Source organism: Sulfitobacter sp. F26204 (genome assembly GCF_026410305.1).
Lineage (GTDB): Bacteria > Pseudomonadota > Alphaproteobacteria > Rhodobacterales > Rhodobacteraceae > Sulfitobacter.
Window position 1 is genome coordinate 986,714 of record NZ_JAPMLQ010000002.1, and the last position, 13,878, is coordinate 1,000,591.

Here is a 13,878-nt window from a genome sequence, read left to right on the forward strand (position 1 = left end):
ACAACTGTCAGCATCAATGGACCCGCCGCCAAGCCGTTAAACGGATTCGAACGCCTTGATCGGGTTCAGGCTCTTCAGTGTCTTTCGGTCTGAGCCCGATCAAATACTGGTTGCCGAAGCTGGCTCGTGATATTTCGAACTCGTCACCTTCCCGAGCGCCAACGTCCCGAAACCAGCTCGTCATGTGTGTAATCCGGTATTCATTTCTGGTGCCACCCGGATCGTGAAGGCGGTTGTTGTAGTAGACGAAACGGAACTTCAACGTGTGTCCAGTTTCGTCGATGCACTCAATCCACGCGTCAGGGTTCTTTATGTCCTGGTCAAGAGCCGGCAGCATTGCGAGAAGTTCCTTCTCGCCTTTAGGGATCAAGACGCCGCCTTGGTGTCCACCGGTTGTTCCGACATCATTGGCACTCAGTCGCTTTCGGAATTTTTCACTGCTCATGACTTCACCGGCATTATTTCGAGGGCACGTTTGAGATCATCGGCGTCACGGGTCGAGACTGGCACGGTCTCGTTCGCAAGGTCGTTTTTCCATGCGGACCGATCGATCATTACTTCCTCGACGGTATCCAAATAGAATAGCCGATAGACAGTAACTGGTTCGGTCTGCCCTCTTCGGTGTGCCCGTGCACTTGCTTGGGCTTCAAGCGCGGGATTCCACACCGGAGTGAAATGGATAACAACTGTTGCCGCAGTAATATTCAAACCCGCCCCTGCTGCTTTCGGGTTTAGGACCAAACAGGCCGGACCTTCGTGAGCTGCGAATACATCGATGATGGATTGCCTGTCCTCCTGAGGGGTTGAGCCGTTAATAGCTCCCCAATGCGTATCAGGCATGTGGGCACATGCTTGCTTGAGCAGGTCACCGATCCGATTGAAAAGAGCGAAAACAATAACCTTTCGCCCATTGGCAAAGGCCTCTCGCAGAAGGGCGACCACTCGCTCCATCTTGGGTGTTACAAGTGGCATGTCTTCGGCTGTGACAATCGTCGCATCTTCTTCGTTCTCCCCCGCGTTGCGCAACCACGGATGAGCACAAACGAGTTGCAATTGGAGAGTGGCAACGAGGGCGCCCGCGACAGGGTATTTTTCCATAGTGGCGTCGCGTACCTCGCGATAGTGGTCGATCAGCCGGTCGTCGAGTTCGAGCGGGACATCCACGTCAATCCTTTCTGGCAGATCGCTCGCCACATCCGCCACCCGGCGTTTCAGGATGATTGGATCGGTGAGACGCTTCAACTGTTGGCCTGAGTCGAGACTATCAGGGAAATTGCCCTCGAACTCCGAGAGACTGCCCAACAGTCCGGGAATGGCGAAATCCGTCAAGGACCAAAGGTCGACCAAGCTATTCTCGATGGGTGTCCCGGTCATAGGAATGGCCCGTTTTCGGGGGATGGTTGCGATTGCCTGGCGGCGGTTCGAGTGCGGGTTCTTGATTGCCTGTGCCTCATCACAAATCACCCAAGACCACTCGAGGCTCGAAAAAATGGCGATGTCATTAACCATGGTATCATAGGTTGTGATCAGCACTTGGGACGTTTGCAGCCCTGTAACCACTCCAGCCCTGTGCGCGCCTCTATGAACCGCTACCCCCAAGGTCGGTGCGAACCTCGCGATCTCGCGGACCCAGTTAGCAATGAGGCTGGTGGGACAGATAATCAGTGCCGGTGCCCGAGGGTTGGGCGGATCGATCATGAGCAGCGCGATGATTTGGAGCGTCTTGCCGAGGCCCATCTCGTCGGCAAGTATCAGTCCGCCGGTACGGGAGACCGTGTCCCACATCCATTGGACGCCTCTCGCTTGGTAGGGAAAAAGCTCAGCTTCCAAGCCCGCGATACGAATAGTATCGCTGTTCAGTTCCGCAGCTTCCTTGCCCGGCTTCATGATCGTTTCTGATGGCAAAGCAGCGACGCCATCACCATCGGATCTCATGAGACGGATTGCTGTGCTGAATGGAACATCGGTTGGATCAGCATCGCCAATTTTTTTCTGCAGCACTTGCGCTGCATCACGCGGGAGCGGCCGAAATATCGTGCCGTCAACCACCCAGCAATGACGGTTGGTCGGAGCGAGGAACTCATGACGCTCTCCTCGTACCATCCTAACGCCACCCAGACGCACGACGATGCGGTTCTCCTCACGCTCGAGGCGGGCGATTGGTTCGAGAAGTCTCTCCGAGATAGAATGGTCGACAGGAGGAGCTTCTTTCAGCTCAGCGAACGACTCGGGAAGTGTAGTGTAGTCAACCACCGTGTTCCTCCAACATGCGCCTGATGTCCTCGACTTCCCAAGGTACTGGTCGGCGGGTATGGGCCGCACGATGACAAGATGGACAAAGAGGCAGAAGATCGGTTGCCGGGTCGTAGGGTCTGGGGTTCGAAATACTGGCTAATGGCTCCAGATGGTGCACTTCAATGATACCGCCAGCATTGTCGCCATAGCGTCGACGTGGTTCGAGACCACAAGCTGCGCAAGTCTCACCGTGCAAGCGGATGCAGAGGAGCCGGTTGCGGGGGTTGCGCTCACGGCGGTTGATTAGAGAAGGCTTTATCGCGCCTTCGAACGCCGGCTCATCGCAGTTCGCATCCTCTTCGACAACATCGTACCCAATAAGTTCGGCCATCGCCGCCATCATGGGTACGATCACTTCGCGGCAGGTTTCGGAAACTGCTTCATCCGCGTCGGGTCGAATGTTGTGCCTTTTAGTTGCTGTCATACGAAAAGAACCATTGTTGACGGTCCAATCTTCCAGTGTCTGTGCCTCTATGGAAAGGCCTACGTCTGGGTCAATTGATGCGACAAGAGCCATGGCCAACTGCCGATCTTCGGCCGATGCCTGACGAATCTGGCGAATTACCGCCCCGGAGAAGTTTCCGAATGCCAGATTAACGCGATGCGCTTTGAGTCCGTGAGGTCTAATCTCCGCAACGGGACCGTGCTGCTGGTCAAGGTCATCGAACCATATTTTCATGCCAGACCGCAGCCCAGCATTGTCCATGGTGACCGCGATGACAGCACCCGTGCCTTCCTCCAGTTCACGAACGATGAGTTCCTGTTTCGCTGCCAGCATCAGTCGTCATCATCTTCTGCCAGTTCGCCTGGTTCAGGATCCGGTAGGTTCCGTAGAAGTTTACGGAGGTTGTTTGATATCTCGGTGCGGATGTCTTCGAAAATGGGTTCTAATTCATCATTTGTATTGTTCTGTTCGGCCGCTGCGAATGCCCACAGCAAAAGGTCCATTCCTTCTACCGCATATCCGTTTGCGGCGGCACGCTGATAAATTTTCTGGTAAAAGTCGTGGTGTTTATTCAAAAGAACGGAAGGTACATGCCCGTCGTTTCCGGTACTCCGGAAAGCTGGCTGCCAGAGTTCCCCGCTATTAATCGACTCAACTGCTTCAACATGCACGTAATCGGGGCTGACATTGTTCTGGATCGGTGACTTGATACGGATCTTCGGTCCCATGTTGTTGGATATCTCGGCAGACTGACCTTCCGGATCCACCGATGTCACCTGTGCCTTCGCGGCGTTCGTCGTCGCTGCAATGTTCTTATTGGAACTACCGTGATCGACCTTGTTTTTCGCGTTGGCTTGCGCTCGGCTCTGCCGCCGATAGCGGTTCCCTGCCTCGCGGTATATCGGCTGCAGAAGAGTCCTCAGTCCGTCCTCCAGATCAGGGTGAAAAAGGATGCGGGATTTCTTCACATCGATCCTGAAAGCGTCGTCCAGCTCATGCCCGAAATCGAACTCGATCCTCAAAAGGGAAGTGTGAGGTTCGGGCGCGCCGAAGACATCCATCCAACCACCGTCTTGGATTAACCGCCCCTCGCGGAAGACGTAAAATCCTTGTGCCCGGTTCGAGATGCGCGCGTATTCACGTTCCTCATCCTTCGTCATGTCGCGACGGTGTGGAAGGATCCAAGCGCGGATCGTGGCACGTTCTTCCGATCCATCCGGCATCTCAACCAATAGCGTCTGCTTTTTTTCTGGAAGAACCTGTTCGGACCTTTTCGGGTAAAAAGGATTCCACGGGACGACCGGACTGCTGTTGATGAAAATTTCTATATCCCGCTCACGCTTGTCGGATTTGTCGGTAAAGCGGTGGTAGACCAGAGAAAGGTGTTTGCTGAGGGTGTCAGTCAGTCGCTTGATCGCGGCTTGTTCCTTGGTCCCCCCTGCTTCGTATTCCTTGGATAGGATCCGGTCGCATTTTTCCCAAATTACGAGGGTTCCAGTTTCTCCGCAGAGCTCTTCGAACATTTCTTCTTCATCGTTTGATACCGGCTCGCGCAACATTTCCCATTTGCCGCGCTCCTTCACATGGTCGAGATCCCATGCTAGTTTTGCCAAGGGCTGCTCTATGGCAGCCCGCGAAACGATGGTGAATTTTAGGCAGACTGAACTTGAAGCCGTCTTGAGCCCGAGCCCAAATTTCCCCAAGCTTTCAGGGTTTTCGCGGACAGGCGCGCCATAGCGCATGGCGCGATGGATGGTTGCATTATCCATGCCGATTCCGTTGTCGCCAAAATAGACCAGTTTTCTACCGTCCTCGTGGAGTACAATCTCGACATTGATGTGGTCGGCTTTGGCGGCAATTGAATTATCAATAATGTCTGCAGCGGCGGTCTTTACATTGTAACCAGTGTCGCGCAGCCCGAATATCAGGCGCGGGGCATCCGGTTCATTTATCAGATCATCCATCCCGCTCTTCCTCTCTTTAGCGTCGTTCCGGCAATCCGGATTTATCAATCAAACAATTTCTCGCCTATTTGGCATCTCGCCAGAAATCTCTTGTCCGCGCAACCATCCGGCGATCTCGCTTAAGAGATCTTCTACGGAAAAGCGCTTTGTCGCACATTCCCAAACTGTCAGTACTCGCCACTCTGATGCGATGAGCGACTGTGCAGTCTTCTGGTCGCGTTCGACGTTATTTGCCAACTTCTCCCGCCAGAATTCAGTCCGAGTTTTTGGCAATCTGAAATAGGAACAACCTTTGTGGGCGTGCCAGAAGCAACCGTTAACGAAAATTGCTGCCCGGTATTTCGGCAACACGAGATCGGGCTTGCCTACAAGATTGCCGCTGTGGAGACGGAACCTGAACCCGAGACTATGCAATCCCTTGCGGACAATCATCTCGGGTTTTGTATCTTTTGGTCCAATCCCAGCCATCATTTCCGATCGGGACATCGGGGCTCGTTTTTCAGGCACTCTGGTTTCTCCGCGGCCTTAGCGCGACAGTATTCTCAATCCACGGGGCCATGGCTTCGGCGATCGCTATCGCGACCGGCGCTGCAACTGCATTGCCGAATTGACGGTAAGCCTGTGCGTCGGAAACCGGGATGATCCATGGACGGTTGGAGCCGGGACGGTCGAAACCCATGAGACGGGCGCATTCGCGTGGCGTCAGTCGCCGAGGGTTCTTTCCTGGTTGCGCGATCAGAATTTCTGACCCGTCCTTGTAATACCTTGCGCTGAGTGTCCGTGCGACGCTCTCGGGAGTGCATAGGCCGAAGCCGAAACCGTTACCGGCTGCTTTATGTTTTGCGGCGTAATTCTGGAGGTAGGCCCAAAGCTTGTCAGAAAGTGTGTATTTGTCGGCAACCCGCGCTAGCTGACCTTCTGTATAGGGAGGCTCGGCGATCTCGGACCCGTCCTCGGGATGAAGGATGTCCGAAAGCCGCGGGTTCGGTCCTGAAGGGATTACCACATCGTCGAGGCAGAAACGCGTGGGAACATCGCGCCGGAAACCCGAGATGAAGATTCGTTCACGGTGCTGTGGCACCCAAGAGCGTGCGTCGATCACCTTGTGATCGACATCGTAACCGAGTTCGTCAAGCGCATGCAGGATGACCCTCATGGTGTTGCCCTTGTCGTGGGACAGGAGGTTCTTGACGTTTTCGAGGAGGAAGGCGCGCGGGCGATGGTGGGCGATGATTCTCACCACATCAAAAAACAGCGTTCCTTGGGTCTCATCCAGAAAGCCGTGTGCACGGCCCAGTGAGTTCTTCTTGCTCACCCCAGCGATGCTGAAAGGCTGACATGGGAAGCCAGCAAGCAGGACATCGTGAGCTGGGATATTTGATTCCCGAATCTCCGTGATGTCGCCAGTGAGTGGATGGTGGTCGCCGAAATTCGCGGAGTAGGTTTCTTGCGAGAAGCGGTTCCACTCGCTGGTGAACACACAGGTTCCACCAGCCGCTTCAAAACCAATGCGTAAACCTCCGATACCGGCGAAAAGATCGATGAAGCTGAAACCTCTTGGTGTTTTATGCATGTGTGAACCCCTTATTTTGGCACCATATCTAGCTTTCGATCTAGATGGAATAACAAGATTCGCGGAATAAAGCATGAACATCTGAGGTGAGCCAAGAGTCCGTTGCGCCACCGATAGGTTCGAAGGTCGTGCTGTCTTGGCAGCTGCCTTGCGGATGACGGTGAACGGGCGGGTTGTCTTGGAGTTATGCTGAAATGCAGCTGCACTTGCGCTTGAAACAACTCAGCGCGGCACGAACTCAACCGTGGCCGTCAGATTGGGCTGCTAGCCCAAGTGTTCCGACTGTTGTTGCCAGCCCACCGGAAATGGTTCGAGCAGCCGACTCAAAGCCAATTCGGGCACCTGCGCCCCATCCAGAATCGCCTCGACGACGTCCGGAGCCAGCAGGGTCAGGCGCAGAACACGTGTCATGTAGGATGGCGCGATCCCCTCCCGCTCGGCCAGTTCAGCGATGGTTGTGAACTCTCCCGACTCCAGCATGCGCTTCCACCGGAACGCACGCGCGAGCGCCTTGATTAGCGTGTTGTTGGTCCGGTGCGGTCGCTTGTCACCTTCTGGCAGCTGCATCTCCTTCCGCCCACCGCGCTTCACGACGCGGAATGGCACGTGCAGCGTAACGGTGTTCGGGATCGGCGTCCTGCTGGTCATGCAGCCGCCTCGATGCGGTCTGCAAGCATCTCGTGCGCAAGGCCACTGAGACCGTCGACGCGCAGTCGGACATTCAGGCCATCGGTGCCGACATCGACCCGCTGGACCAAAAGCGTCACGATGCGCGCTTGCTCGGCGGGGAAGAGTTCGTCCCACAGCGGATCAAGCTGCTGAAGGGCCCTGCGGGCGTCGGCTTCGGTGATGTCGTCGGCACTGGGGCGTGCCGCCTTCCATGTCCCTGCAACGATCTCGGGCTGGCGGAACACGACGCGCAGTTGGTCAACGACGGCGGCTTCTATCTCGCCCGCTGGCACGCGGCCGATCGGACAGGATCCGGCCCCATGCTTCAGCACCGTCTGGCTGACGTAGTACCGGTAGAGCCGGTCGCCCTTTCTGGTGTGCGTCGGCGAGAAGGCCGCGCCGTCGGGGCCGTAGAGCAGCCCTTTCAGCAGTGCGGGCGTATCGGCGCGGGTGCGGGCAGCGCGCTTGCGGGGGCTCTCCTTCAGGATCGCGTGGACTTTGTCCCAGATATCTCTGTCGATGATCGCGTCATGTTCGCCGGGATAGCTGTCGCCCTTGTGGACCGCCTCGCCGATGTAGGCGCGGTTGTTGAGCATCCGGTAGAGGTACTTCTTGTCGATCCGGTTGCCCCGCGGCGTGCGGATGCCGCGTTTCGCGACTTCCCGCGCCAGTTCCGTGCCCGAGCCGATCTCGATGAACCTGTCGAAGATCCAGCGGACTTGGTCCGCGCGCTCATCGTCGATCAACAGCTTCCGGTTCTCGACGCGGTAGCCGTAAGGTGGGACGCCGCCCATCCACATGCCCTTCTTCCGGCTTGCGGCGACCTTGTCGCGGATGCGCTCCGCTGTCACCTCACGCTCGAACTGGGCGAAGCTGAGCAGGATGTTCAGCGTCAGCCTGCCCATCGATGTGGTTGTGTTGAACGACTGCGTCACCGAGACGAAGGTCACGCCGTTGCGGTCGAACACCTCCACCAGCTTGGCGAAATCGGCCAGCGAACGGCTGAGGCGATCGATCTTGTAGACCACGACCACGTCGACAAGCCCGTCCTGAATGTCCGCCATCAGCTGCTGCAAGCCCGGGCGGTCCAGCGTGCCGCCAGAAATGCCACCATCGTCATACTGATCGCGGACGAGCACCCAGCCCTCGGAGCGCTGGCTTGCGATATAGGCCTCGCAGGCCTCCCGTTGCGCATGCAGGCTGTTGAATTCCTGCTCGAGCCCTTCCTCGGAGGATTTTCGCGTGTAGATCGCGCAGCGCAGTTTCCGGATAATCGGCTTGGTCATGCGCCCCTCCGGTGGTTTTTCAGTCCAAAGAAGACCCAGCCGTTCCAGCGTGTGCCAGTGATGGCGCGAGCAATCGCGGAGAGAGATTTGTAGGGGCGGCCCTGCCAGTCAAAACCGTCGGCGGTGACGGTGACAACATGCTCAACGTCTTTCCATTCACGGATCAGCCGCGTACCGACAATGGGCGTCAAGTCAGCGCGGATGCGGCTCTTCTTGCGGTCACCCCCATCGAGCTGCTCGCCAAGGGCTTCTAGCCGCTTTACCGTTTCCGGCTTCAGGCCGCCATAAGCCAGCTCCTGGATGCGGTACGCGAGGCGACTTTCGAGGTAACGGCGATTGAACGGCGGCGGTTCGCTGTCGAACAACTCCCGCCATTGCGCCTTTAGGTCAGGCGTCGATGTGGTCTTGAGCGCGGCCAGGCGCGCGGGGATCGGATCGTGGGTCGTCATACATTTCTCCGGTGAGTTGGAGTTGCATGACGCCATTCGTCGGCCTGATAGTGTAGTCCGCTTTCTCCAGTATCGTCAGATACTTCCGCCCGATCACGCATCCGAAACCGAACCAGCCCGAGAGCCAGCAGGCCGCATAGCTCGGCGCGGCGTTCTGCGGGCGTCATCTGGTCGGGTGGCAGAGGGTTGGGTCGTTTCATGTCTTGGGTGACCGTGCTTGCTGGTGTCGTTACCAACCAAAAGCCACCTGGTAGCCCCTTGTGGGACATGCAGCGCCCCTATCATACTTCCGCAGGTGAACAAGTGGAGAACATCATCTCTTGCGAACGAAAGAAGCGTCAGCGACTATCAGGAGTTGAGTCGGGCACATAACAAGCGTTTATTGAGGTGGTATCTTGGCGCGGATAGCAAATGCGATCGGATCCAGCATTACAATTCGGCGGTCCTGTTTCCTATTGCCCAATAGGACAACCAGTTTCGAATTAAAAATAGGGCGCCGCACTCATAGATTTGAGATCACATAATTCTTTTGGAGATTTAAATGGTTCGCACCCCAGCCAAGACCTGCCCAAACCTTTTTCGTCTGCTCAACGAGGCGGAGCCTTCGTTGCTATCGGCGTTTTTGCAGAGCAGGTCCTTCGGAAGGCTGGATTGGCTGGCGAATTATCAGTTCGAGCCTGACGATCATGAAGGTCCAGCATCAGCGGCCGGAATGTTGCATCAAGAAAACAAGGACCGCCTTAACCCGCTCGAGGCGGAGGCTTCGCGCATTGTCACCTTGGTATCCGACCGTGGTCAATTCGTTCTCGAAGGCTTGGCAAGGACAAAGCTCGAACCGGAGCGCTGCCGGGAACTTATGAACCAGCGGGATCAGCTTGCGCGCAGCCTTTGGGCCTACGCACGCGAACACAGCGTCTTCGAAGCGGCTGAAAACAGCTTGCACCTCCGCATGTACCGTCGGTACGACAAGCATTATCAAACGTTTATGGCAGACCCGTCCACAGATGGCGGTCCAGACTCAGGTAGCGAAATTCTCGACGCGCTGCTTTCTCAGCTAAACACCGAGTTGGATCGAGGCGACGGCTACAGCATCGACCGGTTCGATATTCCAGAGGATGGGGACGAACCGGCCGCAGAGATGTATCTGCTGTTTCATCCTGACCCTCCAACCAGCGTTCGGGAGATTGACGATTCCGGCAATCGGTCACGCATTTACTTTCGACCACCTGGAGAGGCGATGATCGTCTATACGCCGTCGACTGGCCGGGTTCATGTTCGGGCTGGCACCAGAACGCTGCGCCACACCATCGCCGAGCGATTCATAGAGACCGCATTGGATCAGACGTACTCGAACCAGCCGGTCGATTTTCAAGCCTACGACATTTCGCGATTCCTGTCGGGTTTTGATCTGGATCCGCCCGAATTGGACGATGCGGCAATCCTGCGTGCCCAGGTGATCCGCGCTGAGATCAGCGTTGGCAATTTGGCAAACCGCCTGTCGCTGTCGACGACCATCAATCAGGACATATCGGCAGTTATCGGTTCTCAGCCCGGTCTGGACCGCATTTTCTCTCGCGCCGTCGCGATCCGTTTCGTCGAGATTGCAGTCAGGTATCGTCGCGTAGACTCTGCCGCTGAGAAAACGCTCAACTTCACTTTGACCGACCGCAATACGAGCAGCCTTCTCAGCGTGGACGACCATTTCGAGCGCGTGCTCGGTCATAAGTTGCTTCGGCATTGGAACATCTTGCAAGAGGGGCGTGCCCCGGGTGCTGCTGAAGGCATGACCATTGTGCCTGCGCTGCTCTCCATCTGGGACATCGGTACAGACAGGATTGCAGGTGCATGGCTTCTCGATCGCGGAATCGATCCGGCTCTTCTGACAGAGTTGGGTTTCCTTGTGCCAGCGGGCTGGGAAGGCGACGACCTGATCGACGACGAAGACGGAATTGGCCCGGTAGCGGCCGAAGTCGTCGCGCAACCGGACAAAGTCGATCTCAAAGTCGCGGAGGGCCATGTTGCTCCCAGTGGTGGCAGTCCGGACCGCTATAGAATCTATCGTGTGCGCGATGGCTGGGTCGAGGAGCATCTTCGCGCCCGTTTGTCAGATGTGCTGGATGCACCTGCGATCGAGGAATTGAACAAACACCTGCTGTATCTCGGCACGCTCGAGATCAACGATCGGGATGTCCCGATCTATCTGGCTCGCAGTCTGGACCAGGAAAAAGCCAGGGCTTCGGTCGACAGTGAGCTGAGGGCGCGTAGCGACCTTGGGATTGGACTGGTGCTTCAGGCTGGAAACACGGCGGGCGCGTGTCTCGCTGCGAATGTCTTGACGCCTCTCGCTGATCACATCGAAACCGAAGAACCGGAAATTACCCTGGTTGCGGACAAGCTCAAGGCGATCTTCCGACGCGACCAATCTTTGGCGCGAGGCGGTCTCACCGTACAGCTTGAACGCACCGGCGAAAATTCCGGAAAGCTGTTTGTGCCAGGAAAGGGATCCATCGACATATCGGGAGAACAGAGGTTGCGCGTCGTGCAGCGGCTTGTGGACGCCCACAACAATGGCCCCGCACCGATCGTGACGGCGGACCTTATTGCAGGAATTGAGGATCAGTCACTCTCCAACATCTTTGGATCCGTGCTTTGGAAAAAGCTCAAGGCTGACTTCGTCCGATCTCCGAAACGTAAGTGGTGGGAGATCGCGATCTGAGGTCAACTCCGATCCGGCTCCGTTTCGGGGTCTGACGAACTCCGATTCTCGCGTCCAATAGGAGTGCTCACTCAGTCAGAGGAGCACTTCCATGCCGACTCCCATCTCTTCCCGCCAGCCAGCCAAGATCAGCTGGACCGGTGGCCAAAAATCAAAACCCAACCCTTTGAGCCCGGAATGGCGCTGCACGCGCTGTGACAAGCTGCTCGGCGCCTGTCGGGACGGCCGTATGCACCTGCGTTTCGCGCGGGGCCACGAATATTTCGTTGGCTTTCCGGTCGTGGCCACCTGTCGGGGCTGCGGAACGCTGAACCAGGCGCAATCACCTGCGCGCTAAGGCGCGCATCCACCCAATTTCCTGAAATCGCAGAGACGCACGACGTCCTGACCTGGCCACGAAAAGGCGCTGGACGCCTGGCCGCAAGGCAGGCGTCCAATGTCCATCGCGTGGCACGAGATCCGTGATCACCTCATGTTTTCTTCATCAACTCTCGGTTTTCAAAACACCTTCGATGCTCTGCGGCGCAGCAGCGAACTGCTCGCACATTTCGCTGATCCCGCCGCTTTGCTGGACACGCTGCACGTCGGTGGCCGTGCGCCGGACGAGAAAAACCAGCTGCTGGTCGCGCTGGTCAGGGTCGCGCAGTCTGGTGGCGAGGCCGCCGATTGTGCCCTGACGCTGATGCTGCTGGCGCTCTGGCCGGGGCTGGATGCCGTTCGGCGCAGATCGATCTGGCGCAGGATCGGCACCGGCGACGAGATTGCATCCGAAATCCTTGCACGAGCTTCCGAGGCCATTCGGGGTCTGGATCTGCAGCGCGTCAATTGGATTGCGGCAACCATCCTGCGGAACATCGAGCGGGACCTGATCAGAACGCGTCAACGCGAGGACAGGCACCAGAGCCTGCGCTGTGAGGCCGATCCCGACGAAATCCCAACTGACGATCAGGCGTCAGCCAACGCCAGCTCTGCACTGCTCCACCGCGATCTCGTCCGCATCGTCGGCAAGGATTCTGATCTGGTGATCCGCGTGGCCGTCGACGGGTTCTCGCAGGCTGAGGTCGCATCGGAGTTGGGGCTGTCTGAGGCGGCAACGCGCAAACGCTATCAGCGGGCGACCCGGCGTCTGCGCGACGTCCTGCGAGAATTTCGCTGATCGGATGTCCCGATCTCAGCGGTGCGGTGGCTTTTCCCATTCAGACGCCACCGCGCGCCCCACTCAAACCGAAAGTCGACCCGCATGATCCGCAAAGCCGACCTCTTGTCCGCAGACCTCAAGCGCATCCCCGGCCTCTACCGCCGCTGGGAGCTGCCGGAAATCCTGAAGAACCAGCGTGCATACCGCATCGAGAATGCCGGGGCCCACCAGGATGGGACGCCTCTCGTGGCGGTATACGCCGACGCCGACACGGGTCAGCCGGACGACCAGCACAACGCCTCAAACCAAGACACCGAAGCGGTCTCGGTCCCCGCTGGGACGATGTCGCGGCGGCCTGAGTAGAGGCGAAAGGAGGAGATCATGTTCATGGGAACCACACCCTTCATCACGGTTCGCGCCAGCCGACCGCTGTCCGAGATCGAATTCTGCGCCTGGGTGGCGCAGGCCGTTCCCGGCGACCGGCTGGAATACCATCGCGGCTTTCTGGTGCTCGACATCTTCCCTGTGTTTTCAGGGCTGTCGGATGCGGCACGCGCCGAGTTGAGCAGGCTTGGATCGCGGGCCTTCTGGGCCGCTGAGCAGGGTCTCGTACATCTCGTGCAGGAGCGCGTGGGGCCCGACCAGTTCGCCTACATCGCCGTTGCCCGCCCCAAACCCAAAGCTGCTGCCGTCTCGCTGTCCGAGCTGCTGCTCGCCGAGCCTGAGGCCGCGTGATGCCGGCCTTCCAATCCTTATTCACCGATCACGGAGACCATTTCATGCCATTCCCCGAGAACACCCCCACGCCCGACGATCTGCCGTCGCTCAGCGCGGCCGAGATCGCGGCACTGCCGGTTGAGTTGTTGGCAATCCTGCAGCGCGAGATCGAGGAGTGTCTGAAGCGCGATAAAGCCGCCAAGACCCGCTTCGATGCCGGACTGGCCGTCCGCTATGCTACCCGGGCCGCCGAAGAACGGCAGGTTTCGGGCAAAGACACCGGCACAGTCCGCTTTGATGATGGCGATTTCACCGTGGTCGCTGATCTGCCGAAACGGGTTGATTGGGACCAGGATCGACTTGCGGCCATGGTCGAGCGCATCCGCGCCGCCGGGGATGATCCCGCGCAGTATGTCGACGTCGCGTTCAAGGTGCCCGAGCGCAAATACGCGGCTTGGCCCGAGGCCATCCGGCAGGGTTTCGAGCCCGCGCGCACCGTCCGGCCCGGCACGCTGAAGGTCGAGATCCTCGCGCAGGGGGGCGACCAGTGAGCCTCCCCATCATCAGCGCCGACCAGCGGTTGGCCGAGCCGCGCGGCATCAAGGGGTGCATCTTCGGGAAATCCG

The 13,878-nt window shown here is 57.9% G+C and carries 16 protein-coding genes; 6 read left to right on the forward strand and 10 right to left on the reverse strand.

All coding sequences use genetic code 11. The features are described 5' to 3' along the window. Window positions 1-13: 13 nt before the first annotated feature. The 10 genes from OS190_RS08750 to OS190_RS08795 all read right to left on the reverse strand — a co-directional run bounded on the left by OS190_RS08750 (window position 14) and on the right by OS190_RS08795 (window position 8,881). On the reverse strand, window positions 14-445 hold the full coding sequence (locus OS190_RS08750; protein WP_267158272.1) for an EcoRII N-terminal effector-binding domain-containing protein: 432 nt from the start codon (window positions 443-445) through the stop codon (window positions 14-16). Continuing rightward, window positions 442-2,253, reverse strand: coding sequence for a DEAD/DEAH box helicase (locus tag OS190_RS08755; RefSeq protein ID WP_267158273.1), 1,812 nt, complete (start codon window positions 2,251-2,253; stop codon window positions 442-444). Before OS190_RS08755 ends, OS190_RS08750 begins: the two co-directional genes overlap by 4 nt. Further along, a complete protein-coding gene (locus OS190_RS08760) occupies window positions 2,246-3,073 on the reverse strand; it encodes an HNH endonuclease (protein WP_267158274.1) in 828 nt (275 codons plus the stop codon). The genes OS190_RS08755 and OS190_RS08760 overlap by 8 nt, the downstream gene beginning before the upstream one ends. After that, window positions 3,073-4,704, reverse strand: a complete 1,632-nt coding sequence (locus OS190_RS08765; RefSeq protein WP_267158275.1) for an ATP-binding protein — start codon at window positions 4,702-4,704, stop codon at window positions 3,073-3,075. Before OS190_RS08765 ends, OS190_RS08760 begins: the two co-directional genes overlap by 1 nt. 48 nt (window positions 4,705-4,752) lie before the next feature. Further along, window positions 4,753-5,211 (reverse strand): very short patch repair endonuclease, encoded by a 459-nt coding sequence (locus OS190_RS08770; protein WP_267158276.1) that lies wholly within the window; start codon window positions 5,209-5,211, stop codon window positions 4,753-4,755. Then, window positions 5,204-6,277 carry a DNA (cytosine-5-)-methyltransferase gene (dcm, locus tag OS190_RS08775; protein ID WP_323370647.1) on the reverse strand — a complete coding sequence of 358 codons (1,074 nt, stop codon included), beginning with the start codon at window positions 6,275-6,277 and terminating at the stop codon, window positions 5,204-5,206. The genes OS190_RS08770 and dcm overlap by 8 nt, the downstream gene beginning before the upstream one ends. Window positions 6,278-6,541: 264 nt before the next feature. Continuing rightward, on the reverse strand, window positions 6,542-6,925 hold the full coding sequence (locus OS190_RS08780) for a hypothetical protein (RefSeq protein ID WP_267158277.1): 384 nt from the start codon (window positions 6,923-6,925) through the stop codon (window positions 6,542-6,544). Next, window positions 6,922-8,232 (reverse strand): recombinase family protein, encoded by a 1,311-nt coding sequence (locus tag OS190_RS08785; RefSeq protein ID WP_267158278.1) that lies wholly within the window; start codon window positions 8,230-8,232, stop codon window positions 6,922-6,924. The genes OS190_RS08780 and OS190_RS08785 overlap by 4 nt, the downstream gene beginning before the upstream one ends. After that, window positions 8,229-8,681, reverse strand: coding sequence for a DUF2924 domain-containing protein (locus OS190_RS08790; RefSeq protein WP_267158279.1), 453 nt, complete (start codon window positions 8,679-8,681; stop codon window positions 8,229-8,231). Before OS190_RS08790 ends, OS190_RS08785 begins: the two co-directional genes overlap by 4 nt. After that, window positions 8,678-8,881, reverse strand: a complete 204-nt coding sequence (locus tag OS190_RS08795) for a hypothetical protein (RefSeq protein WP_267158280.1) — start codon at window positions 8,879-8,881, stop codon at window positions 8,678-8,680. The genes OS190_RS08790 and OS190_RS08795 overlap by 4 nt, the downstream gene beginning before the upstream one ends. Before the next feature lie 341 nt (window positions 8,882-9,222). On the opposite strand from OS190_RS08795, the gene OS190_RS08800 reads away from it, so the two are divergent. The 6 genes from OS190_RS08800 (at window position 9,223) to OS190_RS08825 (ending at window position 13,803) form a co-directional block, all read left to right on the forward strand. Further along, window positions 9,223-11,397, forward strand: a complete 2,175-nt coding sequence (locus OS190_RS08800; protein ID WP_267158281.1) for a hypothetical protein — start codon at window positions 9,223-9,225, stop codon at window positions 11,395-11,397. A 91-nt stretch (window positions 11,398-11,488) separates the two neighbouring features. After that, window positions 11,489-11,734 carry a hypothetical protein gene (locus tag OS190_RS08805; RefSeq protein WP_267158282.1) on the forward strand — a complete coding sequence of 82 codons (246 nt, stop codon included), beginning with the start codon at window positions 11,489-11,491 and terminating at the stop codon, window positions 11,732-11,734. 99 nt (window positions 11,735-11,833) lie between these two features. Then, window positions 11,834-12,553 carry an RNA polymerase sigma factor gene (locus tag OS190_RS08810; RefSeq protein WP_267158283.1) on the forward strand — a complete coding sequence of 240 codons (720 nt, stop codon included), beginning with the start codon at window positions 11,834-11,836 and terminating at the stop codon, window positions 12,551-12,553. An 84-nt stretch (window positions 12,554-12,637) separates the two neighbouring features. Beyond that, window positions 12,638-12,898: a hypothetical protein gene (locus OS190_RS08815; protein ID WP_214647555.1), complete on the forward strand. Its 261-nt coding sequence runs from the start codon at window positions 12,638-12,640 to the stop codon at window positions 12,896-12,898. Window positions 12,899-12,916: 18 nt separating this feature from the next. Beyond that, complete coding sequence (locus tag OS190_RS08820; RefSeq protein WP_267158284.1) at window positions 12,917-13,270, forward strand: hypothetical protein; 354 nt, start codon at window positions 12,917-12,919, stop codon at window positions 13,268-13,270. A gap of 44 nt (window positions 13,271-13,314) precedes the next feature. Then, window positions 13,315-13,803 (forward strand): hypothetical protein, encoded by a 489-nt coding sequence (locus tag OS190_RS08825; protein WP_267158285.1) that lies wholly within the window; start codon window positions 13,315-13,317, stop codon window positions 13,801-13,803. The last annotated feature ends 75 nt before the right edge of the window (window positions 13,804-13,878 follow it).

Excerpts from the sequence above, each read along its gene's own strand:
- OS190_RS08795 (WP_267158280.1), bottom strand. The coding sequence starts at position 8,881 with ATGAAACGACCCAACCCTCTGCCACCCGACCAGATGACGCCCGCAGAA.
- OS190_RS08785 (WP_267158278.1), bottom strand. The coding sequence starts at position 8,232 with ATGACCAAGCCGATTATCCGGAAACTGCGCTGCGCGATCTACACGCGA.
- OS190_RS08760 (WP_267158274.1), bottom strand. The coding sequence starts at position 3,073 with ATGCTGGCAGCGAAACAGGAACTCATCGTTCGTGAACTGGAGGAAGGC.
- OS190_RS08825 (WP_267158285.1), top strand. The coding sequence starts at position 13,315 with ATGCCATTCCCCGAGAACACCCCCACGCCCGACGATCTGCCGTCGCTC.
- OS190_RS08805 (WP_267158282.1), top strand. The coding sequence starts at position 11,489 with ATGCCGACTCCCATCTCTTCCCGCCAGCCAGCCAAGATCAGCTGGACC.
- dcm (WP_323370647.1), bottom strand. The coding sequence starts at position 6,277 with ATGCATAAAACACCAAGAGGTTTCAGCTTCATCGATCTTTTCGCCGGT.
- OS190_RS08765 (WP_267158275.1), bottom strand. The coding sequence starts at position 4,704 with ATGGATGATCTGATAAATGAACCGGATGCCCCGCGCCTGATATTCGGG.
- OS190_RS08780 (WP_267158277.1), bottom strand. The coding sequence starts at position 6,925 with ATGACCAGCAGGACGCCGATCCCGAACACCGTTACGCTGCACGTGCCA.
- OS190_RS08800 (WP_267158281.1), top strand. The coding sequence starts at position 9,223 with ATGGTTCGCACCCCAGCCAAGACCTGCCCAAACCTTTTTCGTCTGCTC.
- OS190_RS08815 (WP_214647555.1), top strand. The coding sequence starts at position 12,638 with ATGATCCGCAAAGCCGACCTCTTGTCCGCAGACCTCAAGCGCATCCCC.
- OS190_RS08790 (WP_267158279.1), bottom strand. The coding sequence starts at position 8,681 with ATGACGACCCACGATCCGATCCCCGCGCGCCTGGCCGCGCTCAAGACC.
- OS190_RS08810 (WP_267158283.1), top strand. The coding sequence starts at position 11,834 with ATGTCCATCGCGTGGCACGAGATCCGTGATCACCTCATGTTTTCTTCA.
- OS190_RS08750 (WP_267158272.1), bottom strand. The coding sequence starts at position 445 with ATGAGCAGTGAAAAATTCCGAAAGCGACTGAGTGCCAATGATGTCGGA.
- OS190_RS08820 (WP_267158284.1), top strand. The coding sequence starts at position 12,917 with ATGTTCATGGGAACCACACCCTTCATCACGGTTCGCGCCAGCCGACCG.